Origin of the sequence: Mesorhizobium sp. B2-3-2 (assembly GCF_006442295.1) — a bacterium.
In the GTDB taxonomy this organism is placed as follows: Bacteria; Pseudomonadota; Alphaproteobacteria; order Rhizobiales; family Rhizobiaceae; genus Mesorhizobium.
In genome coordinates, this window is the sequence record NZ_VFWA01000001.1 from 883,222 (window position 1) to 909,162 (window position 25,941).

Below are 25,941 nucleotides of genomic sequence, written 5' to 3' on the forward strand. Positions count from 1 at the left end.
CCCCTTTTTATCGTTTGTAACCGGTGTCGAGCCGGCGTTCCGTATACATTGAATAGCGCGACATGCCGAAGCAGAACAGCCAAAACACGAAGGCGGCGAAGACGAGACCGGATTTCGCGGTCTGCGGCGTCGCCCAGTTGGCGTCCGAGAAGTTCTGCTTGACGACGCCGAGCAGGTCGAACATCGAGATGATGAGGACCAGGCTGGTGTCCTTGAACATGCCGATGAACGTGTTGACGATGCCGGGAATGACCAGCTTCAGCGCCTGCGGCAGCACGATCAGCCCCATCTTCTGCCAATAGCCGAGGCCGAGCGAATCGGCGCCCTCATATTGGCCCTTGGGGATCGCCTGCAGGCCGCCGCGCACCACTTCCGCCATATAGGCGGCGGCAAACAGCGACACGCCGATCAGGGCTCTCAGGTATTTGTCGAAGGTGACGCCGGCCGGCAGGAAAAGCGGCAGCATGACGCTGACGAAGAACAGCACTGTGATCAGCGGGATGCCGCGCACGGCTTCGATGAAGATGATGCACAACATCTTGACGATCGGCATCTTGGAGCGCCGGCCGAGCGCCAGCACGGTGCCCAGCGGCAGCGACACGGCGATGCCGACGAAGGACAGGCTGAGCGTGATCAGCAGTCCGCCCCACCGTGAGGTCTCGACATGCGGCAGGCCGAACACGCCGCCGACCAGAAGGAAGAAGGCGACGATCGGCAGCACCAGGAACAGCAGGATGGCGTTCAGGCCCTTGCGCGGCACGCTGGGGATCAGCATCGGCACCAGCAGCGCCGCGAACAGGATGGCGACCAGGATCGGCCGCCAGCGCTCCTCGACCGGATAGGTGCCGAACATGAACTGGCCGAACTTGGCGTTGACGAAGGCCCAGCAGGCACCGCTCCAGCCGTCGGGCTGGATGCCGCCCTGCGCCACTGTCGCGCAGACGGTCCGGTCCGGCCCGGTCCACTGGGCATTGATGAAGGCCCAGTTGATGACCTGCGGCAGGACCCAGGCGACGATGATGATGCCGAGGATGGTGAGGATGGTGTCGCCGACCGAACCGACGAGGTTCTTGCGGACCCAGGCATACAGGCCACGCTCGCTGATCGGCGCCGGCTCCGCCAGGGCCATTTCGGTGCGCACCCAGGACATGTCGTGTTCCTGCATGGCCCTACCTTTCCACCAGCGCCATTCTGGCATTGACCACGTTCATCACGGCGGAGGTCACCAGGCTGAGTATGAGATAGGCGATCATCATGATCAGCACGCCCTCGACCGCCTGGCCGGTCTGGTTGAGCACCGTGCCAGCGGTCGCCGTCAGGTCCGGATAGCCGATGGCGATGGCCAGCGAGGAGTTCTTGGTCAGGTTGAGATACTGGCTGGTCAGCGGCGGGATGACGATGCGCATGGCCTGCGGCACCACGACCAGCCGCAGGATCGATCCCGAGCGCAGGCCAAGTGCGGCGGCGGCCTCGGTCTGGCCCTTGCTGACGCCCCTGATGCCGGCACGCACGATCTCGGCGATGAAGGCCGCTGTGTAGCAGGACAGCGCGAGGTAGAGCGACAGGAACTCCGGCTTGACCTGGAAGCCGCCGGTCAGGTTGAAGGTCGACTGTTTCGGAAAATCGAAGCTCAGCGGAAACCCGCTCAGCGCGTAGGCGAGCAGCGGCAGGCCGACGATCAGCGCGACGGACGTCCAGAACACGGGAAACTGCTGACCCGTCGCCATCTGCCGCTGTCGCGCCTTGCGGGCGACGAACCAGGCCATGGCGATGCCCACGATGAACGCGACGAAGATCAGCCAGGAACCCTCGCCCCAGACGGCACGCGGGAAATAGAAGCCGCGCTGGTTGAGGAAAGAGCCGAACGGAAGATTATAGCTCTCGCGCGGCGGCGGCAGCACGGCCAGCACGCCCGAATACCAGAAGAAGATGACCAGCAGCGGCGGGATGTTGCGGAAGATCTCGACATAGACCGTGCAGATCTTGCGGATCAGCCAATTCTGCGACAACCGGCCAATGCCGATGACGAAACCGATGATGGTCGCGGTGACGATGCCGGCCACGGCGACGATGATGGTGTTGATCAGGCCGACAATGATGGCGCGACCATAGGTCGAATCGGACGTGTAGGCGATCGGCGTGTCCGAGATGTCGAATCCGGCGCGGCCCCTCAGGAAGCCGAAACCGGAGGCGATGTGAAGACGCTGCAGATTGTCGATGACGTTCTGCACGATCCACCAGACCGAGCCGAACAGGACGACGACGACCAGTGTCTGGAAGAAGAGGCTGCGGACTTTCGGGTCGTTGATAAAGGAGCCGCGACTTGTGTCCTCGCGAAGGATTTCCTGCGATGCCATATCACCGTCCCCTGTGAAAGAGAAACCGGAAGGCAGATGGTTCTGCCTTCCGGATCACATTTCGATCAGCGGATCGGCGGAGCGTATTGCAGGCCGCCCTTGGTCCACAGCGCGTTGATGCCGCGGGCGATCTTCAGCGGGCTGCCCGAGCCGACATTGCGGTCGAACATTTCGCCGTAATTGCCGACCGCCTTGACGATGTTGACGACCCAGTCGTTGGAGACGCCGAGATCGGTGCCGATCTTGGTGTCGGCTTCCTGACCGAGCACGCGCTTGATCTCAGGGCTGGCCGAGTTCTTCATCTCGTCGACATTGGCCTTGGTGATGCCGAGTTCCTCGGCGTCGAGCAGCGCGAAATAGGTCCACTTGACGATATGGTACCACTGGTCGTCGCCCTGGCGCACCGCCGGTCCGAGCGGCTCCTTGGAGATGATCTCCGGCAGCACGACGTGATCGGCCGGCGAACCCAGCGTCAGGCGGATGCCGTAAAGGCCCGACTGGTCGGTGGTGTAGACGTCGCAGCGGCCGGCATCATAGGCCGCGTTGACCTCTTCGAGCTTCTCGAAAACGACCGGATTGTACTCCATCTTGTTCGCCTTGAAGTAATCGGCGAGGTTGAGCTCGGTGGTGGTGCCGCTCTGCACGCAGACGGCGGCGCCGGACAGCTGAAGCGCCGAATTGACGCCCGGCAGCTTCTTGGCGTTGATCATGAAACCCTGGCCGTCATAGTAGGTGGTGCCGATGAAGTTCAGGCCAAGCGCCGTGTCGCGGTTTATGGTCCAGGTGGTGTTGCGCGACAGGATGTCGATCTCGCCCGACTGCAGTGCGGTGAAGCGCTCCTTGGCGCTGAGCGGCGTGAACTTGACCTTGGAGCCGTCACCAAAGACGGCTGCCGCCACGGCGCGGCAGAAATCGGCATCGATGCCTTGCCAGTCACCCTTGTCGTCCGGCGCCGAGAAGCCGGCCAGGCCTGTCGAGACGCCGCACTGGATGAAGCCCTTCTGCTTGACCGTGTCGAGCGTGGTGGCTGAAGCCGTTGAAGCCACGGCTCCAAGCGCGGCGGCCCCAAGGATGCCGATTGCAATGTGTTTCATGACCCACAGACCCTTTTCTGTTTTCAGGTAAACCTGATCTTTTTTCCCGCGTGAACGCAGCTTTCCGTTCCAGCCCATTTCCGGAACCCCGCATCGCAGTCGACGCGCCGCCTCCCATTCACGAACAGCATCGAAGGCGATAATTCCTGTGAGGTCAAGGAAAATGACCGAATTCAGATGGGTTTGAAAATCGTTTGCCGCAATTGCCTGAATCGCAGACAAACGCGCCCGCAATTTAGTCACAAGGGCGAATAAAGCCGGCGAAGCTCGCCCAACGCCAGGCTGCGCTATGTCGGCAAAAATCCATCCGCCGGGATTACTCTGCGTTACTGTGCTCCGCCGGCCGGTTGCGTGCCGATGTCTGCGCCCTCTGGCTGGATCTGGCTTATGGTGAGGTGCGCTTTGCGCTATCAGGAGACGCATGCCGCTGCCGTCGGCAGGCTTTCTGGCCGTGGCATTGCCGCTTGCAGTCGGCCTGTGGCAGCTCGGCAATTGGCACATTCGAAGTCCGGCTCCTGGCGAAAGCCGGCTGTTGCGCGGTCCATGTCGCCGCACTATGGCTAGCGGCTTACCAAAAAGGCGACGACGAATGGCAAAAGACGGCAACGAGCCGGTGACTGGCAAAATGGGCATCAACACGCGGCTTGCCCATTCGGGCAACAATCCGCACGACTATTTCGGCTTCGTCAATCCGCCTGTCGTGCACGCCTCCACGGTGCTGTTCCGCAATGCCGCCTCGATGGCTGGACGGGACCAGAAATACACCTACGGCACGCGCGGCACACCGACCACCGACGCCTTGGCCCAGGCCATAGACGCGCTGGAGGGGTCGGCCGGCACGATCGTGGTCCCGTCGGGCCTGGCGGCGGTGACGGTGCCGCTGCTCGCCTTCGTTTCGGCGGGCGACCACCTGCTGATTGTCGACAGCGTCTATCATCCGACGCGCAACTTCGCCGACACGATGCTGAAGCGGCTCGGCGTCGAGGTCGAGTATTATGCTCCCGGCATCGGCGCGGGCATCGCCGCGTTGATCAAGCCGAACACCAAGGTGGTGTTCACGGAATCGCCAGCCTCAAACACTTTCGAGGTACAGGACATACCAGCCATCGCCAAGGCCGCGCACGCCGCCGGTGCCATCGTCATGATGGACAATACCTGGGCGACGCCGCTTTATTTCCGTCCGCTCGACCATGGCGTCGACATCTCGATCCATGCGGCGACGAAATATCCCGCCGGCCATTCGGACGTGCTGCTGGGTACGGTGTCGGCCACCGAGGCCTGCTGGAAACAGCTGTATGAAAGCTTCTGCACGCTTGGCTGCTGCGCCGGACCCGATGACGTCTACCAGGTGCTGCGCGGCCTGCGCACCATGGGCGTGCGCCTTGATCACCATCAGCGCAGCGCGCTTGCCATCGCGGCATGGCTGGAAGGCCAGAAGGGCGTGGCGCGCGTGCTCCACCCCGGCCTTCCCAGCCATCCCGACCACGCGCTGTGGAAGCGTGACTTTTCCGGCTCCAGCGGCATCTTTTCCATCGTGCTTGCCGGCGGCGGCCAGAAACAGCAGCACGCGTTTCTCGACGCATTGCGGATCTTCGGTCTCGGCTACTCCTGGGGCGGTTACGAGAGCCTTGCCGTGCCGGTCTGGCTCGGCGACCGCGTCGTTGCCAAGGGCTCCTATCAAGGGCCGTTGATTCGTCTGCAGATCGGCCTCGAGGATGTCGAGGACCTCATGACCGATATTCTTCGCGGGCTCGCCGCCGCCGCAGCGGCCTGACGCGACCTTCCGGACCATACCAGCAACGCCCGCAACGCCTTGACGCGATTGAGCAAACGGGGGCCGCTCGCGGCACCCCGGTTCGGCCATGTCGGCAATATTATTCTCCCCATCCGCAGTTTTGCGGATTTGTTTGACTTCCAAATTGCCGGCTTCCGCTTCATTGCGGCAGCGGAAATCATTCCCCAGCCACCGCACCAAGAGCCTGCCCATGGCGTTCCGCCTCTTTGTTCCCATTCTTGCCGGCGCGACGCTGCGCGAACGCATCATCGCCTGTGTCGGTGCGATGATCGGCATTGCGCTGACTGGCGCGATCAGCGGGCTTACGCTGGGCAGCGGGCCACATGTGCCGCTGCTGGTGGCGCCGATGGGAGCATCGGCGGTGCTGTTGTTCGCTGTGCCCGCCAGCCCGCTGGCGCAGCCCTGGTCGATCATCGGCGGCAACACGATCTCGGCGCTTGTCGGCGTGATCGTGGTGCAGTTCGTCCATCAGCCTGTGCTCGCCACCGGCATTGCGGTAGCGCTGGCGATCGCCGCCATGTCGTTCACGCGCTGCCTGCATCCACCCGGGGGTGCGGCGGCATTGACCGCGGTGTTCGGCGGTCCAGCCGTCATCAGCGCCGGCTTCCTGTTTCCCTTCATCCCGGTGGCGGTCAATTCGATGCTGCTGGTGGCGCTTGGCTACGGCTTCCACAAGCTGGCCCGGCGCAACTACCCGCACGTGCCGGCCCCGGCGCCGGTAAACAGCCACGGCACCATCGATCCGCCGGCGCAATTGCGCGTCGGCTTTCGCTCCGAGGACATCGATGCCGCGCTTGGAGCGCTCGACGAGACCTTCGACATCGACCGGGGGGATCTCGACCGGCTGCTGCGGCAGGTCGAATTGCAGGCCATGGTGCGCGAGCATGCGACGTTGCGGTGCCAAGACATCATGTCGCGCGACGTCATTTCGGTGGACGAGCACACGTCAGCCGCCGCTGCGCGCCAATTGCTGCTTGACCACAACATACGCACCTTGCCGGTGGTGGATGCCGAGGCAAGGCTGGCCGGAACCGTGGGCTTGCGGGAACTGACGCTGGCGGCCGGCACGGTCGGAACCGTGATTTCGCCGGCGGCAACCGCGCCTGCCGGCTCGGCCGCCATGGCGCTGCTGCCGGTGCTGACCGACGGGCGCAGCCACGCCGTCATCATCGTCGACGATAAAAACCACATCCTCGGGCTGATCACGCAGACCGATCTGCTGGCCGCGACGGCGCGGATGCAAAACACCGGCAGGGAGCCGGCCAAAGTGCTAGCATAGGCCGCCAGGCGAGCGCCTGGCGTGACTTTTCGGGAACCTTTTTTCGAAACCTGCATCCAATCTTACGTGCAAGGATCGATGGAGGACACATGCCCGCGCTGACGGCAGCATCAACCGCGACGGACGAGCTGCGGCTCGTAGCCCGCGCGCTCGCCCGCGACAGCGATGCCTTTCGCAAGATCATGAAGCTGAACAACCAGCGGCTCTACCGACTGGCTCGCGGCATGGTGCGCAATGACAGCGAGGCCGAGGACATCGTGCAGGAGGCCTATGTCAGGGCCTTCGCCAATCTCGGCACCTATCGCGGCGATGCTTCGCTTTCCACCTGGCTGTCGCGCATCGTCATCAACGAAGCGCTCGGGCGGCTTCGCAAAGGACGACGAACCGTGGCAATGCCTGAAAACCCGGAAGCGCAGATCATCCGGTTTCCCCTCAACCCAAGCGACGATCCGGAGCGGACGATGGCGCAGCGGCAGATTCTTGCTCTTGTCGAGCGGGCGACCGACAGCCTGCCCGACGCCTATCGCGCGGTGTTCGTAGCCCGCGTTATCGAGGGCCTCAGCATCGAGGAGACCGCCGACCTGCTTGGCGTGCGGCCAGAGACCGTCAAGACGAGACTGCACCGCGCCCGCGCTTTGCTGCGCAAGGCGCTGGACGACGAGATCGGGCCGGTGCTGCTCGACGCCTTCCCCTTCGCCGGCCGGCGCTGCGAGCGGCTGACGCAGGCCGTGATGAAGCGGCTCGGATTCGAGGGCTGAACTTCAAGGCCGGATCTTTCGCCGATTGTCGGGAACGTTTCCGCGCCATCCTCATCCAATGAATGTCAACCCAGATGAAGCCCGCTGCCCAGGCTGTCGGGCAGAAGGAGATGCAATGCTTATCCGACACACCGCAGCGCTTGCCGCCCTCTTGCTGCTTGGCGCTGCCCCATTCGCGCAAGCGGCCGACAAGCCGACCGACCCACAGATCGCCCACATCGCCTACACCGCCGACATGATCGACATCGAGGCGGCCAAGCAGGCAATCAAGAAATCCAAGAACAAGCAGGTTGTCGATTTCGCCAAGGACATGGAGCGCGACCATGAAGCGGTGAACAAGCAGGCGCTCGACCTGCTCAAGAAGCTCAAGGTGAAACCGGAAGACAATGCCACCAGCCAGGCGCTGACCAAGGCGGCGAAAGAGGAACATGCCAAGCTCGCCAAGCTGAAAGGGGCGGCCTTCGACAAGGCCTATATCGAAAACGAGGTGGCCTACCACAAGCAGGTCAATGGAGCGCTCGAAACCCTGCTCATTCCGTCAGCCAGCAATGCCGAGCTGAAGAGCCTGCTCGAAACCGGCCTCAAGATCTTCCAGGGGCATGAGCAGCATGCCGAACATGTCGCCGGCATGTTGAAATGAAAGCGGCCGCGCTGATCCGACCGCTCCTTGCCGGGCTGGCACTGGTGCTTGCCGCCGGCCCGGCGCCGGCCGCGACCATCGAGGTGACGATCGACAAGCTCGTCTTCTCGCCGGTAAATATCGAGGCCAAGGTTGGCGATACGATCGAGTGGGTCAACAAGGACGCATTCGCCCACACGGCCACGGTGAAGGGCGGCTGGGAGGTGATGATCCCGCCGAAGGCGAAGGGAAAACTGACCCTCAAGACAGCGGGAGCGGTTGATTATTTCTGCCGCTTCCATCCCAACATGAAAGGCCGATTGGTAGTGGCGCCCTGAAAATCTAGGCCAGTGGCGGGACTTGGCGGCAAAAACCAAGCCCCGTCACTCCGGAGCACCGTCACTCCGGAGCAATTGAGCACGGAACAGTCGCGGGATCAGAGCGCCAGCCATGCCGTGCCGGCCGCCAGCGTCAGCAGCGTCAATGGCAGGCCGACTTTGAAGAAAGCGCCGAACGACAGCGACGTGCCGGCCGCGCGCGCCTGCTCGGCAACGATCAGGTTGGCGACCGAACCCAGGAGCGTGAAATTGCCGGCCAGCGTCGAGCTCATGGCGACGACCAGCCAGGCGCGCTCGGGGTTTTCCAGGCCGGGGATGAAGGGGCGCAGCGCCAGCACGGCCGGCACGTTGCTCATTACATTGGAGAGCAAGGCGGTGAAGCCGGACAGGCGCCAGACGTCGTCCAGCCCGAGGTTCTTGGCCGAGGCAACGATGTCCGGTGTCAGCAGAGTCCTTTCGGCGCCGGCAACCACGATGAACAGGCCGGCGAACATGAATAGCAATGGCCCGTCGATCTCGCGATAGATGCGCTCTGGTTTGATGGCGCGGGTGAGCAGGAGGATGGCGCCGCCGATGAGCGCCGCCTTGGCGACAGGCACACCGGCGAAGAAGGCCACGGCCAGTCCGATGCAAACCACCACCGCTTTCAGCACCTGGCGGCGATGCATGCGGCCGCGCGAGACCTGCGGCGTCAATTCGCCGTTGCGCGTGAATTCGGCCCGGTAGACGATGCCAACAATGGCGATGACCGCGACGAGACCGAACAGCGCAACCGGAGCCAAAGCCGCTGAAAAGGCCGGATAGGAAATGCCCGACAGCGCGCCGATGACCATGTTTTGCGGATTGCCGGTGATGGTGGCGACACTGCCGCAATTCGACGCGGTGGCGGTCGCGATGAGGTAAGGAACCGGATTGCGCTTGATGGCGCGGGTGACGTGAACGACGATCGGCGCCATGACAAGACAGATGGCATCATTGACCAGGAAAGCCGACAGCAGGCCGGTCAACAGCGTCACCATAACCAAAAGCATGAACGGCGCATGCGCGTGCTCGATGGCGATGGCGCCAAGGCCGCGAAAGGCGCCCGAGACCTTCAGATGCGCCACCACGATCATCATGCCGAGCAAAAGCGTGATGGTGTCGAAATTGATGGCGCGATAGGCGTCCTCCATGCTGATCGCGCCGATGGCTATCATCGCGGCCCCGCCGAGCAGTGCGATGCCCGCCCGGTCGAGACGCAGGCCTGGTATGCGGCCGACAGCGACGCCGGCATAGGTCAGGACCAGGATCAGCAGTGCCGCCGTGCCCATCAATGTCATGCGAAGAAGGCCCTGCCCGATGCATTCAGCCCCGGCCGGAGCTGTGGCCACCACCTTTAGCGGGCGGCGCGCAAAGCGAAAATACCTTCTGCGTGATGGCTGCAGAAATCCCCAGCAACGCGCCCCCGGCGCCGGTGGCTGGCCGGATCCGCCTCAGTGAACCGTGATTGTCGCGGCTGGCGGCGTTTGCTGAGAAACCATCGGATCGAAACTGACCTGGTCGCGTCCATTTGATTTGGCGGCATAGAGCCGCCTGTCGGCTGCCGAGAATATCTCCTCATAGGTGGTCGGGCCGTTAAAGGCGGTGCCGCCAATGCTGACGGAAAGCGGACAGGACCGGCCGCCCGGCGAAAATTCCACCTCACGAATTCGCCGGCGGATGCTTTCGGCAACCAGCCAGGATTGCGAGGGATCGACGCCGGGAAGAAACACGCCGAATTCCTCGCCGCCGATGCGGCCGACGATGTCGGTGCCGCGGAGCTGATCCTTGATCGTCTGCGCGATCAGTTTGAGCGCCTGGTCGCCGCAGTCATGCCCAAGCCGATCGTTGATCGATTTGAAGTGATCGGCGTCGATGATCAGCAGCGCACCGGAATTGGCCGACGCCTGCTTGCGGACCTGTTCGAGATAGGCTTCGACAAGCATGGAGAAAGCGCCCCGGTTGAGGACTGCCGTCAGGCTGTCGGTGGCGGCAACGACGCTGAGGTCACGCTGGGCAATGGCCAACTGGCGTATCTTCCACATCAGGAAGAAGAGAAACGATCCACCCAGCACCAGCGGCAACAGAATGTCGGTCAGCTGTGCCCGCCACACAGCCTCGGGCGAAAGATAGGGGAAATTGAACGAATCAACGAAAAACGCCACGCCAATGAAGAAGGCCGTGCCGGCGGCGGTGACGGCGATCACCCTGCCCCAACTCGTCGGCGACAGGTCGAGCTTCATTCCCTTGTACTCCGTTAGCCGCGTCTACTATGACGCGCTAACGCAAACAAAAGGATAAGACTTTCCCTTCAATTCGACAGCGGAAGTCGCAGGATCACGGCCGCCGGACCGGCGGCCGCCTCCGGCCTGCGTTTGGAAGATTTGTCCGGATGATCGATCCGGACCTACGACAGGAGGGTCCTGCCGTCAGCCGTTGGGCGCCGATTCGCCCAGCGTCTCTGCAACAAAGGATGCCGCGATCAGATCGTCGGCATCCAGGCCTAGAGAGCCTTCGCCGGCCCCCATGATGGCGGCAACCTTGTGGAAGGCCTTCATCTCATGGTCGGAAATCCGGGCGGTTTGCATCTTGGCCTTGAGCTCGGCGATACGTCGCCCCAAGGCGGGCGACGTTCCAATTTCACGTTTCGACATGACGGCGTTCTCTCCTTCCCCAACCCATATTTGTTTGCCCGCCATTCGCAGCCCGCATGCTTATGTTTATGAGACGCCGCGAATACAAGGCCCCGAACGCCTGATCCTTGCGAAGGTTCCCGCGCGACAAGGTCACGAAATAATACGGAAAGGGCGCGGCGGCGGCGGGGTCCCGCCGGCTCGGCTGCAAGCGCATTCGTGAAGACGGAAAGGGACGAAAAGGTCCAACCGGGTTCCTGCCCTCGTTGGAACTTTTCCCTTCCGGAGTAGCTAAGCCATTGAAAAAATTGGCGATCCCGACAGGATTCGAACCTGTGACCATCGGCTTAGAAGGCCGGTGCTCTATCCAGCTGAGCTACGGGACCGCTGGCCGGCTCGGAGCCGGTAAGATGTCTGCGCTGGCGCCCGCCCGGGCTTTGCCGGTCAATGCGTCCAGGGCGTCCTGCGGTCATAGCGGAAATTTTCCGCATAGGAAATCTGGCGGCGCTTGGGCTCTTTCGGCTCCTCGACGCGGTAGGCGAGCCCTTCCTTCTCGGCATAGGCCACGGCCTCTTCGCGCGTGTCGAAGGTCAGCTTGATCTGGCTCCTCATGTCGCCGGAAGTGGTGTAGCCCATCAGCGGGTCGATCTTCTTGCGCATCTCGGGATCGAATTCCAGCACCCAGTGGCCGGTCTTGGCCGTGCCGGACTGCATCGCGGTTTTGGCTGGACTGAAAATGCGCGCGGACATGACCACCTCATTGCTGTGCAAGGCAGCATGGCCGCCTCTTCGCCGTCATTACTGCGCAATGCCGACGGCGGCAAGGTTTTTGCACCTGCAGGTTTTTGCACTTGCCATGCAACACTGAAATGAATAGGCAACAGACCGTTCGGAGTGTAGCGCAGCCTGGTAGCGCATCTGGTTTGGGACCAGAGGGTCGGGAGTTCGAATCTCTCCACTCCGACCACCTCACACAGAAAAGGCAATCGAGGGCGTTGGCGCCTGCGAATAGCAATGTGTCGGGTGCAGAATGGGGCTGTCGGCAATCTCCGCGCGCCCAGTGGTCTTTGCTGCTGCATGTCACGGTCGCAAGAAAAGCCACGGACGGCAAAGTTGCCTGCTCCACCGCATCGACTATTGTGAGCCGGAACACGACACTGTGTGGGGCGACAGATGACCATCGGACATCGACGGTCTCCGCTAAAGCCTCACGGAGGAACCATGAGCGACAGTTGGACACCCACCCGTCTCGGCGCAGGGCGGCATTCAGCATGACGACGGAAACCGCCACGGGCGGCACGGAGAGAAAATTCAGGCAGCCGCCAGCCGGACCCGGCATCGCCGTCGATCTCGATGGAGTGACCATAGATTTCGCATTGGCGGCTGGGCGTAGCTTCCAGGCGGTCTCCCGCGCCGATCTGAAAGTCGGCGACCAGGAATTCGTGGCGATCATTGGTCCGACGGGCTGCGGCAAGTCAACGCTGCTGAATGCCGGCGCAGGGCTTCTCGTGCCTTCGGCAGGCAGCGTCCGTGTGTTCGGCGCCCCGCTTCGCGGTCTCAACAGACAGGCTGGCTACCTCTTCCAGCAGGATGCATTGATGCCTTGGAAGACCGCTCTGGACAATGTGGCCATCGGGCTGGAAGTGGCAGGCGTGCCCTCTTCCGAAGCAAAGGAACGCGCGCGAGCATGGCTCGGACGCGTCGGCCTGGCTGCTTTCTGCGAGCGCTACCCTCACATGCTTTCAGGCGGCCAGAAAAAGCGCGTTGCTCTTGCGCAGGTGCTGATCCGCGACCCCAAGATCATCCTCATGGACGAACCCTTCGGACCGCTCGACGCACAGACGCGGCTGATCATGGGCGGCCTTCTGCTCAAGCTGTGGTCGGATGACCGCAAGGCGGTGATGTTCGTCACCCACGACCTCGAGGAAGCGATCGCGCTGGCTGATCGCGTGGTGGTGATGTCGGCCGGTCCCTCCGCACGCATCATCGGCGACTTTCCAATCCCGCTGGCGCGTCCACGCGATATTTCGGAAATCAGGCTGGAACCGCGCTTCCAGGAATTGCATCGCGACATCTGGCACATGCTGAAGAAGGAAGTGCTCAAGGCTTACGACGAGATTGAAGAAGGAGCGATCTGATGAAAAGGACGACTCTGTTTTTCGCACAGCTAACCGTGGCCGTCATCGTCATCGCGCTCTGGCAGGCAGCGTCGACGACGCACCTGATCGGCGATCCGAACAACATTTCCTTCTTCTTCTCGACCCCGTTGGCGGTGGCAGGCCAGATATGGAAGTGGTTTGCCACCGGGACGATCTGGCATCATCTGTGGATCACTCTGTGGGAGTCCATGCTGGCCTTCGCCATCGGCTCGCTGGCAGCGATCGCGATCGGCTTCTGGTTTGCCCGCAAGCCGACACTTGCCGCCGTCTTCGATCCATATGTGAAGGCGGCCAATGCGCTTCCCCGCGTCGTGCTGGCGCCGATCTTCACGCTTTGGTTTGGTCTCGGCATCTGGTCCAAGGTTGCCTTGGGCGTGACGCTGGTTTTCTTCATCGTCTTCTTCAATGTCTACCAGGGCGTAAAGGAGGTGAACACGACGGTGCTGGCCAATGCTCGAATGCTCGGCATGAACGAACGGCAATTGCTGCGCCACGTCTATATGCCATCGGCATTGTCCTGGGTGTTTTCATCGCTCCATATCTCCGTCGGATTTGCCGTGGTCGGCGCCGTGGTCGGCGAATATCTCGGTGCCGCCGGCGGACTGGGCTATCTGATACAGCAGGCCGAAGGCGTGTTCGACGTGGCGGGCGTCTTTGCCGGAATGTTCGTCCTCGCCGCTTTTGTGCTCTTGATCGACTGGATCGTCACGCTGGTCGAAAAAAGGCTGCTTGTCTGGCGGCCTGAATTCTCGAAACCAGGCCGATAGGGCCCAATCCAGCTCAAGGAGGAGATCATGAGGATCATTTCGAAACTGGCGGCCGCCGCCGTCGTGTTGCTTGCGGCGGCCACAAGCGCGGGCGCTGCCGAAAAGGTCACCATTTCGATCGGCGGAGCGTCATGCCTCTGCTACATGCCGACCGTGCTCGCCAAACAGATCGGCGCCTATGAAAAAGCCGGCATCGATGCAGACCTCGTCGATTTCAAGGGCGGTTCTCAATCACTGACCGCAGTACTGGGCGGCAGCGCGGATGTTGTGTCCGGCTATTTCGATCACACGGTGAAATTGACCGCCAAGAACCAGCGCCTGCAATCCTTCGTCGTTTACGACCAGTTCCCGGGACTGGTGCTGGCGGTGGCGCCGGGCCAGACCGGCAAGATCAAATCAGTGAAGGACCTTGCTGGCAAAAAGGTCGGCGTGACCGCTCCCGGTTCCTCGACCGACTTCTTCCTGAAGTTCCTTTTGCAGAAGAACGGCATCGACCCGACATCCGCCGCCGTGATCGGCGTTGGGCTGGGCGCTACCGCCGTCGCCGCCATGGAGCAAGGGCAGATCGACGCCGTGGTTACGCTCGATCCGGCCGTCACCGTGCTTCAGGCCAGGCATAAGGACCTGACCATCTTGGCGGACACGCGCACCCAGAAAGATACGGAGGCGGTATTCGGAGGCGACTATCCCGGCGGAGCGCTCTACACCCGGCCGGAATGGATGGCCGCGCATCCCCAGGCAACGCAGGGATTGACCAATGCCATGCTTGCCACGCTGGATTACATCCACTCCCACAGCGCCGAAGAGATCATGGCCCAGATCCCCGACAATCTGATCGGCAGCGACAAGGATGCCTACCTGGCCGCGTTGAAAAATGCGCTCCCCATGTATTCGACCACTGGGCTCATGGATCCAAAAGGCGCGCAGGCCGTGCTCGACGTTTTCTCTCTCGGTTCGCCCGATGTGGCCAACGCCAAGATCGACATCACGCAGACGTACACGAACGACTATGTGAACAAGGCGAAGAAGGCCAACTGACGAGATCAACGCCAAGCAGCGGGCATATGGCTCGTTCGCCTTAGCCACGGAGTTCACCGAGCGCCGGCATTTCAGCGACTCGGTGGCCTCGCCGCCGTTTTGGGTAAATACCCGTTCTTCTCTCACGTAGCTTGGCATTTGCGCAGGCAAACCGAACGCGCGGCAATAGTGAGGGTGACTGAAGTCACATGAAGGCAAGCTCGCCGGGCGAGAACCCCAACCGCCCCACTCCCGGCGAGCCTACAACCTGATTTGGAACGCAATCAGGACCGGGGTCAGCCGGCAAGCTTGTATCGCAAGATCGGTGCCAGCTTTTGTTTCCCGAAATGGGACGGCTAAAGGGACATGGAACCACCGTTTGCCGGCCGGCGACCATCGCGCGCTAGACCTCGAACTCGCCCTGCCCCTCGTCCATGGCGCTGACGGTTTCAGCCGCCAGCGCCCGGGTGATCGGCGTCTTGCGTTCGAGCGCGGCGCGGTCCAGCCGCTCCACCACGCGCATGGCCGTCGCCAGGGAGCGCTCGATGCGGCGCACCAGATATTGCACGACATGCGGCTCGACCTCGACCTGGCGGTCGGCGAACAGCTTGGTGATGACACCTGCCAGCAGGAGATCGTCGGGTTCGTGGATCTCGACGGTTGCCGCAGCCTTCAGCCGCGACGCCAGATCCGGCAGCGTGACGCCCCAGGCCGAGGGAAAGCGGCGCGCCGTCAAAAGCAAGTGCGAGCCGCTGCCGCGCACCGCATTGATCAGATGAAACAAACCCTGCTGGTCGACGGTGCCGGTATCGACATCGTCGATCAGCGCCGGCCGGGCACCCAGATTTGCGATGCTGTCGCCGACGCGGCGCGCGTCGACCTGAACGGCATCCGCCCGTGCCCGCCAGATCGAGGCCAGATGGGTCTTGCCGGAGCCGGCCGGGCCGGCCAGCACGACAACCGGCGAGGGCCATTCCGGCCAGCGGTCGACCAGCGCCACTGCCTGGCTGTTGGTGCCGGAGACGACGAGTTCGTCTCGCGAATAGCCGGTGCCATGGCCGAGATCGAGCGGCAGCTGGCGCGGCGGGTCGGCCCTCTGGTCGCTCATGCCAGGCTCAGCCGCGCGACCCGGCAAGGTCGGATCATGGATTGATGCCTTTGCGACGATCGGCCGGCAATGGCGGCACGGCCTTGCCGCGACCCTTGTAGAGCGGCGATTCCAGATAACGCGCAATGGCAAAGCGCACCAGCACCGCGACCGCGGCCGATGCAGGCACCGCAATCAGCAGGCCGACGAAGCCAAACAGCGCGCCGAAGGCGAACAGCGCGAACATCAGCCACACCGGATGCAGACCGACGCTTTTGCCCACCAGCCGCGGTTGCAAGATATTGCCCTCGACGAACTGGCCGATGAAGAACACCACCGCGACCGCGACGATCATGGTCCAGTCCGGCCAGAACTGGACGAAGGCAACGCCAACGGCCAGCACCAGCCCGGTCAGCGAGCCTACATAGGGGATGAAGGAGATCAGCCCGGCGAACAGGCCGATGAGGATGCCGAAATTGAGACCGGTTAGCGTCAGGCCGGTGGCATACATGCCGCCCAGCACCAGGCACAGCGTGCCCTGCCCGCGCACGAAGCCGGCCGTTGCCGTGTTGACGTCCCTGGCGATGGCGCGCACGGTGGCGACATTGTCGCGCGGCACCCAGCTGTCGATCACCGCCACCATGCGGTCCCAGTCGAGCAGCATGTAGAAGGCGACCACCGGCGTCACCACGAACAGGCTGACCACCGAGACCAGCGCCACGCCCGAACTCCATATCGAGGTGAACACGGTCGTCAGCAGACCGAAGCCGGATGTCAGCAGTGAGTTCAATCCGTCGCGCAGGCCATTGGCGTTGACGCCGAATTTCTGTTCGAGCCATTTCGGATCGAACGAGGTGATCAGGCTCTGCAGCCGGGTCAGGTACTCAGGCAATTTGCCGGCAAAATCGGCCATCTGCGTCGCCAGCACCGGGATGAGGATGACGAAGGCCAGCACCAGCACGACGAGGAAGGTGATGAGGATGACTACCGTTGCCATGAAACGGCTGAGGCCGAGCCGCTGCAGCCGGTCGGCCACCGGATCGAGGAAATAGGCGAGCACCATGCCGGCCACGAAGGGCAAGAGGATGGCGCTGAAAACATAAAGGAAAAGCGCGAGCGCGGCGACGCCGGCCAGCCAGAAGAAGATCTGCCGGCGGAATCCGGCGGATGGATCATCACCGGCTGCCGCCGGCGCGCTCGCCGCAACTTCTTTGTCAGGTGCCCGGGGTGGAGCCTTCGCCATAGCCGCTCATATGCCTCAGCCAAGCCACGAGATAGGCTGCGGCCGAAGCCACGGTCAAGACCCCGGACAGCATTATGAGGGCGGGACGAAGTGGATCGAGATGGATCGAAAAAGCAAGCTCACCCAGCACCAGCGCCGCCAGTACAATCTGGATGGCGGTGTTGACCTTGGAGACGAGGAGCGGCTTCATCTCGACGGGGTGGGCCATCACGGTGGACAACAGCACCGCACAAATGATCAGCGCGTCGCGCGATACCATGGTGACGACCAGCCACAGCGGCAATTGCCCGATGAAGCCAAGGACGACGAACACGGAAACCAGGAGCAGCTTGTCGGCCACCGGATCGAGATAGGCGCCGAGCTTGGAATGCTGGTTGAACCGGCGGGCGATGAAGCCGTCGATGCCGTCGGAGATGCCGGCAACGAGGAACCCGGCAAAGGCCCAATCCCAGCGCGCCTGGAGCATGGCCAGCACCACGGCAGGCATCAGGACAAGGCGCATGATTGTGATCAGGTTGGGGATGGTCAAGCGCATGTCCCGTCGCTTCTGTCTGAACGATAGATGATGGAGATGGGGGATAGGCGCAAGAGAGAAGCTGCCGAGCCTCCCCTGGTGGGGAGCAGCAGTTTCAGCGCCGTTTTCCTTGCGGACCGAAACCGTTCATGCGAAGAGCCGCAAAGGAAACAGCGACAAGCCAGATATGAAGCGCGATACAGTCAAGCGTAAGAACGGGCTCACCTATGCCGAGGCTGGCGTCGACATCGATGCCGGCAATCTCATGGTCGAGAAGATCAAGCCGCTGGTCAAGGCCACGCGCCGGCCGGGCGCCGATGGCGAGATCGGCGGTTTCGGCGGCCTGTTCGACCTCAAGGCCGCCGGATTTACCGATCCGGTGCTGGTCGCAGCAAATGACGGTGTCGGCACCAAGCTGAAGATCGCCATCGACGCCGGCAAGCACGACACGATCGGCATCGACCTGGTGGCCATGTGCGTCAACGACATCGTCGTGCAGGGTGCCGAGCCGCTGTTCTTCCTCGACTATTTCGCCACCGGCAAGCTCGACCCGGACCAGGGTGCGGCGATCGTCGGCGGCATCGCCGCGGGCTGCCGGCAGGCCGGCTGCGCGCTGATCGGCGGCGAGACGGCGGAAATGCCGGGCATGTATCACGGCAAGGACTATGACCTTGCCGGTTTTGCCGTGGGCGCGGCCGAGCGCGGCCAGCTTCTGCCCACCGACGACATCGTCGAGGGCGACGTGCTGCTGGGGCTGGGTTCGTCGGGCCTGCATTCCAACGGCTTTTCGCTGGTGCGCCGCATCGTTGCGACCAGCGGCCTGGCATGGACCGATCCGGCTCCCTTCAATGACGAGGCCACACTGGCCGAGGCGCTGCTCGAGCCGACCCGGATCTATGTGAAATCGATCCTGAAGGCGATCCGCAACACGCACGGTATCAAGGCGCTGGCCCATATCACCGGCGGTGGCTTCCCTGAAAACATTCCGCGCGTTCTGCCGAAGGAGTTCTCGGCCGAGCTCGATCTCGACGCCATCGACGTGCCGCCTGTGTTCTCATGGCTGGCCAAGACCGGCGGTGTGGCGCCCGAAGAGATGATGCGCACCTTCAACTGCGGCATCGGCATGATCCTGGCGGTGGCGTCCGGCCAGGCGGCGCAGGTCGCCGCCGTCTTGCAGGAAGCCGGCGAGACGGTGACGCCGATCGGCCGGATCGTGCCGCGCCGCGACGCCGGCGTCATCTATCGGGGTTCGATCGGTCTATGAGCGCGCAGAAGAAACGCACTGTCGTCCTGATCTCGGGGCGCGGCTCCAACATGACGGCGCTGATCGCCGCCGCCAGCGACCCGGCTTTCCCCGCCGAAATCGTCGGCGTCATCTCCGACAAGACGGATGCCGCCGGGCTCGGCATGGCGAGGGCGCGCGGCATCGCCACCCAGGTGATTTCCCGGTCCGACCACGCCAGCAAGCAGGCCCATGACGCCGCGATCGATGCGGCGCTCGCGGCCTTCAATGCCGAGATCGTGGCGCTGGCCGGCTACATGCGCATTCTGACCACCGGCCTCGTCCAGAAATGGCAGGGTCGCATGATCAACATCCACCCTGCCCTGCTGCCGGCCTTCAAGGGGCTCGACACGCATGCGCGCGCGCTTGCCGCCGGCATGCGCATCCATGGCTGCACGGTGCATTTCGTCACGTCCGAGATGGATGACGGCCCGATCATCGCACAGGCGGCGGTGCCCGTAATGGTCGGCGACAATGCCGACACACTTGCCGCACGGGTGCTGAAGGTGGAACACCAGCTCTATCCGCTGGCGCTGGGGCTGGTCGCCGAGGGCAAGGTCCGGATGGAAAAGGGCCGCGCCGTGTTTGCCCGCTTCGCCGACGATGCCGACAATGCAACCTCGACGATCATTGCACCGAGCCCGCTGCGCGAGGAAATCGATTTCGAGCAATTGGCGCGGATCACGCCGTAGGGACTCAGATCGGGAATGATGGCATGTCGCTTGGCTCGGAATCGCTAAATCAGAATTCACACCAGATCGAAACGGATAGGCTACGCAGAGCTTGGCTTGAAGGATTGGAAAGCGGCCTATTCGGTTCCTTCGACATAGAGGCGATCAAGCACAAGGCCCGCACTCGTCTGGCCAGCTTCGCCGGCCCTGACCAATGCCGGTGAAACAGCTTCTGCTGCTTCGCCATGCCAAGTCGAGTTGGGACGACCCGGATCTCGACGATTTCGATCGGCCGCTCGCCGAACGCGGATTGAAGGCGGCCCAATTGATAGGGCGCGAACTCGCGGCGCGCGGGTGGTTGCCGGACCAGGCGCTGGTATCGCCGGCGCTGCGCACCCGCGAGACCTGGCGGCTGGTGGACGCGGAGTTGCCGGCGCATCCACGGGTCGCGTTCTCCGAGGCGCTTTATGAATCCTCGGCGACGGATATGCTGAGCCAGATTCGTCACGTCGATCCCTCGAACGGCAGCTTGCTGGTGGTCGGCCACAATCCCGGCCTGCAATATCTGGCGAAACAACTTGCCGGGCCAGGGTCAGAGGCCAAGGCGCGCAGGAGGCTCGAAGGAAAATTTCCAACGGCAGCCTTTGCGCGCCTCGTTTTCGAGGGCGCCTGGTCCAACCTGTCGTCCGCGCGGCTGACGCATTGCCTGCGTCCGAAGGACCTGCGCTAGAAATCCGGGGTTAAGCTGGCAGCCAAAGGCCGCTGCATGCGCGGGACGTTAATTGCCCCAGATGCCCTGGCCGGGTTCGGGCCAGCCGGTAGCGGGCTTCGTCTCGGCATCGCCTGTCTCGTGACCGGCCATGCCGGTATCCTTGAGCGCGCCGGTGACAACGTGGTCCACGCCCGCTATCGGGGCGACGGGCTGGTTGGCATTGTCGGACCCATAGTGGTCGCTGCCGGCAAAGGCGCTGCCGGTCGCAACGAGGATGGCGGCGGTGGCGAGGGCGATCTTGTTCATTTCAATCTCCTGGGTTCATCGGTTAGGCGGCGTCTTGGGAGGACGGTTCCGCTAAGGACAAGACCCCAGGCAGTCCTGTTTTATTCCTGGGCTCGGATTGTTTTCTGCCGAGCTTGGAGGATTGGTCATGCGCAAAAAACAAGAGCGGCGGGCCAGGCCCACCGCTCTTTGTGGTCGAAGACTTACAGAATCAACGGCCCCAGATGCCCTGGCCAGACTGAGCCGGCACGTTGGCGTTCGCGTCGCCCTGCGCCTTTACGGACTTGGCGATCGAGCCGGTATGCGTGGTGTCGATGTTGGAGGTCGACTGGTTGGCAACCGGCTGGTTGACATTGTTGGAACCATAATTGTCGCTGCCGGCAAAGGCGCTGCCCGTGGCAATGAGAATGGCGGCGGCGGTGAGAGCGATCTTGGTCATTTCTTTACTCCTGAGTTCAAGTGATTGATGTCGGCAGTCGCGATCAACGGCCGAAAAGGTTGCGGTCGGCGCCCTGCGAAGCCGGGGCCTGGACGGTTCCGTTCGTCTTCGAGATCGAAGCGGTGACGGAATGGTCGACAGCGGCGGCGGGCTGATTGGCGTTGGCCGAACCATAATTGTCGCTGCCGGCAAAAGCGGTGCCCGTGGCAACGAGGATGGCAGCGGCGGTAAGAGCGATCTTGGTCATTTTGGTTACTCCAGTATGTTTGTTCTGTCCGTCTAGTGGCGTGCCCTTGGGAGGATTTCGCGTCGCTCGGACCACCCCGAGATGGGTCTGCGATGTTGTCGTTTCCAGTCACGAAAATGTGCCGAAAAAGCTCTGGGAATGACCCTTGAAATTGAAAACCCTCGCTGCGTGACACAATTTTATCTTTTCTATTCAGGGGCTTATTGAGGGAACTCTATTGCGCCTACCCGTTTTTTGCGGAGCCTGCGTTCACCGTTTGATGCACGGTCCGTCAACAGAAATCGAACCGAACGGTTCGGTTTTATGCAAGAGCGGTCGCGCGAGCGGCATCCGGGCGTTGAGCTGGGTCGGGATTATGGCTTGCAAACGGGGTGGAGGACGGCCCAGAGGCGCGCCGTATTCTCCACGGGGTGGCTTCGCACTCGCCGTGGCAGGCCCGAGCCTTCAATCGGCCGATGCCGCCGGCGCGGTAAAATCGATGACCACATCGGCCAGGCCGAGCGCCTCGTCGCGGCTGACCAGCCCATCGCCGGCAATGCCGTTCGATGAAAGCGGGCGGTGAGCGCCAGCCGCGAGTCGGCCTGCACGGCGTCCGCCATCTGGCGCCCCATGCGGCCGAGGGCACCGGCAATTGCGATCCTGACTGGCGCCATCGCCGCGGCTATTTCCACATGCCGCGCATGCGCGCGCCAATGTCGACGCGTATCTCCGGCCGAGGCGCCCTGCCCGGTGCTGCTTGCGCTGCCGGCCATATCGTCTGTTCGAACGCCGCAAGGAGGGAAGCCGGGATGAAGCGCGTGCGCGAGGCATAGACATGGCGGTCGCCGCGCGCCGCCTGGCCATGCGGAAAGAAGCGCTGCGGCATGACCAGGTTGAGACTGTCCTTGGCCCTTGTCATCGCCACGTAAAGCAGCCGGCGCTCCTCCTCGATATCCTCCCTGGTGCCGACGCCGAGATCGGCCGGAATGCAGCCATCGACAGTGTTGAGCACAAACACGTTCTTCCATTCCTGGCCCTTGGCCGAGTGGATCGTGGACAGGATCAGATAGTCTTCGTCGCGATGCGGCGGCCCGGCCTGGTCGCTGGTCGCGTCCGGGGGGTCGAGCGTCAGCTCGGTCAGGAACCGTTCGCGCGAAGCGTAGCCGGATCCGATCTGCTCAAGCTGCAGAAGGTCGGCCCGGCGTGTGGTTGCGTCCTCGTGGATGCGCTCGAGATGCGGCTCGTACCAGAGCCTGACCTGCTCGAGATCGGCCGGCCATCTGGCGCCTGCACGCAGGCCCGTGTAGAGCGAGACGAAGCCCGGCCAGTCATCCGCCGCGCGTTGGGGCGGCCGCCAGCCGGCGAGGCCCATCGCCTCATCCAGCGCCGATGTCATCGTCTCCACGATCTGCGCGGCGGCCGAGGGGCCGATGCCCGGCAAAAGCTGCAGCACGCGAAATCCGGCGACGCGGTCGCGCGGGTTTTCGGCAAAGCGCAGCACCGCCAGCACATCCTTGACGTGAGCGGCATCGAGGAATTTCAGCCCGCCGAACTTGACGAAGGGAATGTTGCGCCGCGTCAGCTCGATCTCCAGCGGCCCGCTGTGGTGCGAGGCGCGAAACAGCACCGCCTGCGATTTCAGCGCCGTGCCGGCCTCGCGCTCGGCCAGGATCGCCTCGCAGACGAAATTGGCCTGCTCGACCTCGTCGCGCACCGTCACCAGCCTCGGCTTGGCGGCGGATTTGCGCTCCGACCACAGGTTTTTGGTGAAGCGCTCCGAGGCCTCGCCGATCACCGCATTGGCGGCAGCCAGAATGGTTTCGGTCGAGCGGTAGTTGCGCTCCAGCATCACCACATCGGCGGCCTGCGCAAACTGCTTGGGAAAATCGAGAATGTTGCGCACCTCAGCGGCACGGAACGAATAGATCGATTGCGCATCGTCGCCGACCACCGTCAGCCCGGCGCCATCGGGTTTGAGCGCCATGAGGATCGAGGCCTGCAGCCGGTTGGTATCCTGGTATTCGTCGACCAGCACATGGTCGAAGCGCCCGCCCAGGTGCGTCGCTATCTCCGGTTCTGCCGTCATCTGCGCCCAGTAGAGCAGCAGGTCATCGTAATCGAGCACGTTCTGCGCCTGCTTGGCCTCGACATAGCCGGCGAACAGCTGCTTCAGCTGTTCGGCCCAACCGGCGCACCACGGAAAGGCGGAGCCGAGCACCTCGCCGAGCGGCGCCTGCGCGTTGACGGCGCGCGAATAGATGGCAAGGCAGGTGCCCTTGGTGGGAAAGCGCGCTTCCGTCTTCGAGAAGCCGAGCTCGTGGCGCACCAGGTTCATCAGGTCGGCCGAATCCTCGCGATCGTGGATGGTGAAAGCCGGGTCGAGACCGATCTCCTGCGCGTAATCGCGCAACAGCCGCGCACCGATGCCATGGAAGGTGCCGGCCCAGGTCAGCGCATCGGTGACGATAGAGGCATCGCGGCCGAGCACCTCGCCGGCGATGCGCTCGACGCGCCTGGCCATTTCGGAGGCGGCGCGACGTGAAAACGTCATCAGCAGGATGCGGCGCGGATCAGCGCCCTTGACGATCAGGTGAGCGACGCGATGCGCCAGCGTGTTGGTCTTGCCCGAGCCAGCGCCGGCAATGACCAGGAGCGGTCCGGCGATCCTGCCGTCGCCATGCTCGACGGCCTGGCGCTGGGCGTCGTTCAGCCTCGCGAGATAAGCGGGCTGGGAAGTCGATTCCGAAAATGTCGAATCATGAGCGGCGAGGTTCATCGCCCATCAAGCATCGTTTCCGCTTTGTTCGCAACAAGGAAGCGGCGCAACGAGCTCAGCGTCGACAGGTCAGCGTTCCGGATCGACACCCATGGCCGCAGACTGCCTGCGCAATGCCTCCCGATCATTCTTTGGGACCGGCAGCAACAGGGGATCGACGGTGTCGGGCACGTCCTCGATCAGCTTGCGCGCGAGGCGGTAAGTGACAAAGGCGATGGTGCAGGCCAAGAGCAGACGGATCATCCAGCAGTCCTCCTTTGCCTGATCCAACCGGGGACATGGGGTTTTGTTCCCCTGGCTTGATCGTCGCAACCAAACCGAGGTCGTCCCGTTGTCAGGCGAGAGGAGGTAGCGATGAAGAAGCTCTCCCTAGGCCTCTTGCTGATCAGTCTGGCAGTCTCGGCCTGCGACAACAACGTCCCGCCAACCAAAGCTCCGGCAGCGGAAAACCCGCACGCCGCCGGCAACCCTGTAGCCGATAAGACCGGCAAATGAGTTGGCATGCGTGCAGCAATGGCGCGGACCACAGCGGGACAGCACAAAGCACAGCCTGGAAAGGACGGCCGGCGCCGCTTGGGAGGTGCCTGATAGCGCCGGCCAGGCGGATATCAGGTCCGCCGCAAGTGGATGTTAGCTGAGTCTTGCCGCAGCGTCATGGGGATTCCACCCCTTTGGCTTCCCGCAAAGTTCTGGAAAGACCGCGCCGTTCATGCTCCCAATCGCCGTCTGACGACCGCGGCATGGAAATTCGTGCCGAACAGCAGGCCGTCATCGTTGAAGTCGTAGCTCGGATTGTGCAGCGGCGCCGTGTCGCCATTGCCGAGGAAGACAAAGCAACCGGGCACGTGATCGAGGAAACGGGCAAAATCCTCGGAGCCGGTCATCGGCTCGCGGGCGACGGCGATGTCTTCGGGCGCGAACACGTTTCCGGCGGCTGCAAAGGCCTCGTCGACCAATTCGGCGTCGTTGTGCAGCGGCACGAATTCCCTGCTGTAGGCAACCTCGGCGGTGACGTTGTAGGCGGCGGCGGTGCCGGCGGCGATGGTGCGCATCTGCTTTTCGATCTCGGCGCTGACCTCGGGGCGAAAGCTGCGGGCGTCTCCCAGGATACGGGCAAGGCCGGGCAGCGCGTTGCCGGTGCCGTCGGTGATCAGTTCGGTCACCGAGACCACCGATATGTCGGCCGGGCTCAGCCGGCGCGAGACGATGGTTTGCAGATTGGTAACCAGCGCGCAAGCGGCGACCAGTGTCTCCTGGCCGTCCTGCGGCCCGGCAGCGTGGCCGCCAAGACCTCTCAGAACGATCTCGAAGACGTCCTCGGCCGACATCATCGGGCCGGGGCGGGTTTCGAAATGGCCAATCGGCAATCCGGGCAGATTGTGCAGGCCGAAAATCTCATCGAAGGGAAAGCGGCGCATCAGGCCATCGTCGAGCATGGCCAGCGCGCCCTTGCCCCACTCCTCGGCCGGCTGGAAGATGAAGCGCACCGTGCCGTTGAACCCACCCTCCCCGGCCAGCAGCTTTGCCGCGCCGAGCAGCATGGTGGTGTGGCCGTCATGGCCGCAGGCATGCATGATTCCGGGATTTTGCGAGCGATAGGCCACGGCCGACTGCTCGGTGATGCGCAGGGCATCCATATCGGCCCTGAGCGCGATCGCTCTGTTGCCGCTGCCGCGCTTCAGCGTGCCGACGACACCGGTGCCGCCGACGCCCTCGGTCACATCGTCGAGGCCGAATTCGCGCAATTTGGCGGCGACGAAGGCCGCGGTGCGCTTTTCCTCGAACCCGAATTCCGGATGGCCATGCAGATCGCGCCGCCAGCCGGTCATCTCCTGCTTCAAGGCATCGAGATCGATTTTGGCCATTACTCCG

29 protein-coding genes and 2 tRNA genes are annotated in these 25,941 nt (G+C 63.1%); 13 read left to right on the forward strand and 18 right to left on the reverse strand.

The features are described from left to right. Positions 1–7 precede the first annotated feature (7 nt). From FJ964_RS04345 to FJ964_RS04355, 3 genes are all read right to left on the reverse strand, one after another. Positions 8–1,165 (reverse strand): amino acid ABC transporter permease, encoded by a 1,158-nt coding sequence (locus FJ964_RS04345; protein WP_140549224.1) that lies wholly within the window; start codon positions 1,163–1,165, stop codon positions 8–10. Between the two features lie 4 nt (positions 1,166–1,169). Beyond that, the gene (locus FJ964_RS04350) at positions 1,170–2,357 is read right to left on the reverse strand and encodes an amino acid ABC transporter permease (protein WP_140549225.1); all 1,188 of its coding nucleotides are present in this window, start codon (positions 2,355–2,357) and stop codon (positions 1,170–1,172) included. 65 nt (positions 2,358–2,422) lie between these two features. Next, positions 2,423–3,451 carry an amino acid ABC transporter substrate-binding protein gene (locus tag FJ964_RS04355; RefSeq protein ID WP_140549226.1) on the reverse strand — a complete coding sequence of 343 codons (1,029 nt, stop codon included), beginning with the start codon at positions 3,449–3,451 and terminating at the stop codon, positions 2,423–2,425. A 589-nt stretch (positions 3,452–4,040) separates the two neighbouring features. On the opposite strand from FJ964_RS04355, the gene FJ964_RS04360 reads away from it, so the two are divergent. The 5 genes from FJ964_RS04360 to FJ964_RS04380 all read left to right on the forward strand — a co-directional run bounded on the left by FJ964_RS04360 (position 4,041) and on the right by FJ964_RS04380 (position 8,240). Continuing rightward, positions 4,041–5,225 (forward strand): cystathionine beta-lyase, encoded by a 1,185-nt coding sequence (locus tag FJ964_RS04360; protein WP_140549227.1) that lies wholly within the window; start codon positions 4,041–4,043, stop codon positions 5,223–5,225. A 211-nt stretch (positions 5,226–5,436) separates the two neighbouring features. Next, the gene (locus FJ964_RS04365; RefSeq protein ID WP_140549228.1) at positions 5,437–6,525 is read left to right on the forward strand and encodes an HPP family protein; all 1,089 of its coding nucleotides are present in this window, start codon (positions 5,437–5,439) and stop codon (positions 6,523–6,525) included. 89 nt (positions 6,526–6,614) lie between these two features. Beyond that, on the forward strand, positions 6,615–7,283 hold the full coding sequence (locus tag FJ964_RS04370) for an RNA polymerase sigma factor (protein WP_140549229.1): 669 nt from the start codon (positions 6,615–6,617) through the stop codon (positions 7,281–7,283). Between the two features lie 115 nt (positions 7,284–7,398). Then, a complete protein-coding gene (locus FJ964_RS04375) occupies positions 7,399–7,923 on the forward strand; it encodes a DUF4142 domain-containing protein (RefSeq protein ID WP_140549230.1) in 525 nt (174 codons plus the stop codon). Beyond that, entirely contained in the window at positions 7,920–8,240 is a 321-nt protein-coding gene (locus FJ964_RS04380; protein WP_140549231.1) for a cupredoxin family copper-binding protein, read from the forward strand. Before FJ964_RS04375 ends, FJ964_RS04380 begins: the two co-directional genes overlap by 4 nt. Positions 8,241–8,338: 98 nt before the next feature. On the opposite strand, the gene FJ964_RS04385 is transcribed toward FJ964_RS04380, so the two are convergent. The 5 genes from FJ964_RS04385 to FJ964_RS04405 all read right to left on the reverse strand — a co-directional run bounded on the left by FJ964_RS04385 (position 8,339) and on the right by FJ964_RS04405 (position 11,641). Beyond that, positions 8,339–9,559 (reverse strand): anion transporter, encoded by a 1,221-nt coding sequence (locus FJ964_RS04385; protein ID WP_140549232.1) that lies wholly within the window; start codon positions 9,557–9,559, stop codon positions 8,339–8,341. A 153-nt stretch (positions 9,560–9,712) separates the two neighbouring features. Continuing rightward, on the reverse strand, positions 9,713–10,501 hold the full coding sequence (locus FJ964_RS04390) for a GGDEF domain-containing protein (protein WP_140549233.1): 789 nt from the start codon (positions 10,499–10,501) through the stop codon (positions 9,713–9,715). A 186-nt stretch (positions 10,502–10,687) separates the two neighbouring features. Further along, the gene (locus FJ964_RS04395; RefSeq protein ID WP_140549395.1) at positions 10,688–10,912 is read right to left on the reverse strand and encodes a hypothetical protein; all 225 of its coding nucleotides are present in this window, start codon (positions 10,910–10,912) and stop codon (positions 10,688–10,690) included. A gap of 288 nt (positions 10,913–11,200) precedes the next feature. After that, positions 11,201–11,277: transfer RNA gene (locus FJ964_RS04400), tRNA-Arg, on the reverse strand. A 58-nt stretch (positions 11,278–11,335) separates the two neighbouring features. After that, positions 11,336–11,641: an ETC complex I subunit gene (locus FJ964_RS04405; protein WP_140494338.1), complete on the reverse strand. Its 306-nt coding sequence runs from the start codon at positions 11,639–11,641 to the stop codon at positions 11,336–11,338. A gap of 140 nt (positions 11,642–11,781) precedes the next feature. On the opposite strand from FJ964_RS04405, the gene FJ964_RS04410 reads away from it, so the two are divergent. The 4 genes from FJ964_RS04410 to FJ964_RS04425 all read left to right on the forward strand — a co-directional run bounded on the left by FJ964_RS04410 (position 11,782) and on the right by FJ964_RS04425 (position 14,855). Next, positions 11,782–11,858, forward strand: a tRNA-Pro gene (locus tag FJ964_RS04410). Between the two features lie 304 nt (positions 11,859–12,162). Then, complete coding sequence (locus tag FJ964_RS04415; protein WP_140549234.1) at positions 12,163–13,029, forward strand: ABC transporter ATP-binding protein; 867 nt, start codon at positions 12,163–12,165, stop codon at positions 13,027–13,029. Beyond that, the gene (locus tag FJ964_RS04420) at positions 13,029–13,817 is read left to right on the forward strand and encodes an ABC transporter permease (RefSeq protein WP_140549235.1); all 789 of its coding nucleotides are present in this window, start codon (positions 13,029–13,031) and stop codon (positions 13,815–13,817) included. Before FJ964_RS04415 ends, FJ964_RS04420 begins: the two co-directional genes overlap by 1 nt. Positions 13,818–13,844: 27 nt before the next feature. Beyond that, entirely contained in the window at positions 13,845–14,855 is a 1,011-nt protein-coding gene (locus tag FJ964_RS04425; RefSeq protein ID WP_140549236.1) for an ABC transporter substrate-binding protein, read from the forward strand. A 382-nt stretch (positions 14,856–15,237) separates the two neighbouring features. Here FJ964_RS04425 and hdaA read toward each other — a convergent pair whose 3' ends face one another. Genes hdaA through FJ964_RS04440 form a run of 3 tightly spaced genes read right to left on the reverse strand, consistent with a single transcriptional unit; the run spans position 15,238 to position 17,693 of the window. Continuing rightward, a complete protein-coding gene (gene hdaA / locus FJ964_RS04430) occupies positions 15,238–15,942 on the reverse strand; it encodes a DnaA regulatory inactivator HdaA (protein ID WP_140549237.1) in 705 nt (234 codons plus the stop codon). Between the two features lie 34 nt (positions 15,943–15,976). After that, complete coding sequence (locus FJ964_RS04435; RefSeq protein WP_140549238.1) at positions 15,977–17,164, reverse strand: AI-2E family transporter; 1,188 nt, start codon at positions 17,162–17,164, stop codon at positions 15,977–15,979. Beyond that, entirely contained in the window at positions 17,136–17,693 is a 558-nt protein-coding gene (locus tag FJ964_RS04440) for a CDP-alcohol phosphatidyltransferase family protein (RefSeq protein ID WP_140549396.1), read from the reverse strand. Before FJ964_RS04440 ends, FJ964_RS04435 begins: the two co-directional genes overlap by 29 nt. 172 nt (positions 17,694–17,865) lie before the next feature. Between FJ964_RS04440 and purM the strand changes: the two genes are divergently transcribed. The 3 genes from purM to FJ964_RS04455 all read left to right on the forward strand — a co-directional run bounded on the left by purM (position 17,866) and on the right by FJ964_RS04455 (position 20,361). After that, positions 17,866–18,942 carry a phosphoribosylformylglycinamidine cyclo-ligase gene (purM, locus tag FJ964_RS04445; RefSeq protein ID WP_140494348.1) on the forward strand — a complete coding sequence of 359 codons (1,077 nt, stop codon included), beginning with the start codon at positions 17,866–17,868 and terminating at the stop codon, positions 18,940–18,942. Beyond that, positions 18,939–19,652: a phosphoribosylglycinamide formyltransferase gene (purN, locus tag FJ964_RS04450; RefSeq protein ID WP_140549239.1), complete on the forward strand. Its 714-nt coding sequence runs from the start codon at positions 18,939–18,941 to the stop codon at positions 19,650–19,652. The genes purM and purN overlap by 4 nt, the downstream gene beginning before the upstream one ends. A gap of 193 nt (positions 19,653–19,845) precedes the next feature. Continuing rightward, the gene (locus tag FJ964_RS04455; protein WP_181172354.1) at positions 19,846–20,361 is read left to right on the forward strand and encodes a histidine phosphatase family protein; all 516 of its coding nucleotides are present in this window, start codon (positions 19,846–19,848) and stop codon (positions 20,359–20,361) included. A gap of 48 nt (positions 20,362–20,409) precedes the next feature. Here the strand turns inward: FJ964_RS04455 and FJ964_RS04460 are convergent, their stop codons facing one another. From FJ964_RS04460 to FJ964_RS30905, 6 genes are all read right to left on the reverse strand, one after another. Further along, on the reverse strand, positions 20,410–20,649 hold the full coding sequence (locus tag FJ964_RS04460) for a DUF680 domain-containing protein (RefSeq protein WP_140549241.1): 240 nt from the start codon (positions 20,647–20,649) through the stop codon (positions 20,410–20,412). Positions 20,650–20,839: 190 nt separating this feature from the next. Next, positions 20,840–21,067: a DUF680 domain-containing protein gene (locus FJ964_RS04465; RefSeq protein WP_140549242.1), complete on the reverse strand. Its 228-nt coding sequence runs from the start codon at positions 21,065–21,067 to the stop codon at positions 20,840–20,842. Positions 21,068–21,110: 43 nt separating this feature from the next. Beyond that, the gene (locus tag FJ964_RS04470; RefSeq protein WP_140494361.1) at positions 21,111–21,314 is read right to left on the reverse strand and encodes a DUF680 domain-containing protein; all 204 of its coding nucleotides are present in this window, start codon (positions 21,312–21,314) and stop codon (positions 21,111–21,113) included. Between the two features lie 353 nt (positions 21,315–21,667). Then, on the reverse strand, positions 21,668–22,066 hold the full coding sequence (locus tag FJ964_RS31770) for a hypothetical protein (RefSeq protein WP_318013064.1): 399 nt from the start codon (positions 22,064–22,066) through the stop codon (positions 21,668–21,670). After that, the gene (locus tag FJ964_RS04480) at positions 21,976–24,069 is read right to left on the reverse strand and encodes an ATP-dependent helicase (protein WP_140549243.1); all 2,094 of its coding nucleotides are present in this window, start codon (positions 24,067–24,069) and stop codon (positions 21,976–21,978) included. Before FJ964_RS04480 ends, FJ964_RS31770 begins: the two co-directional genes overlap by 91 nt. A gap of 69 nt (positions 24,070–24,138) precedes the next feature. Then, positions 24,139–24,312, reverse strand: coding sequence for a hypothetical protein (locus tag FJ964_RS30905; protein ID WP_181169231.1), 174 nt, complete (start codon positions 24,310–24,312; stop codon positions 24,139–24,141). Positions 24,313–24,423: 111 nt separating this feature from the next. Here FJ964_RS30905 and FJ964_RS30910 point away from each other — a divergent pair, with 111 nt between their 5' ends. Further along, positions 24,424–24,564, forward strand: coding sequence for a hypothetical protein (locus FJ964_RS30910; protein ID WP_181172355.1), 141 nt, complete (start codon positions 24,424–24,426; stop codon positions 24,562–24,564). Positions 24,565–24,776: 212 nt separating this feature from the next. Here the strand turns inward: FJ964_RS30910 and FJ964_RS04485 are convergent, their stop codons facing one another. Continuing rightward, positions 24,777–25,934, reverse strand: a complete 1,158-nt coding sequence (locus FJ964_RS04485; protein ID WP_140549244.1) for a M20 aminoacylase family protein — start codon at positions 25,932–25,934, stop codon at positions 24,777–24,779. Positions 25,935–25,941: the final 7 nt, after the last annotated feature.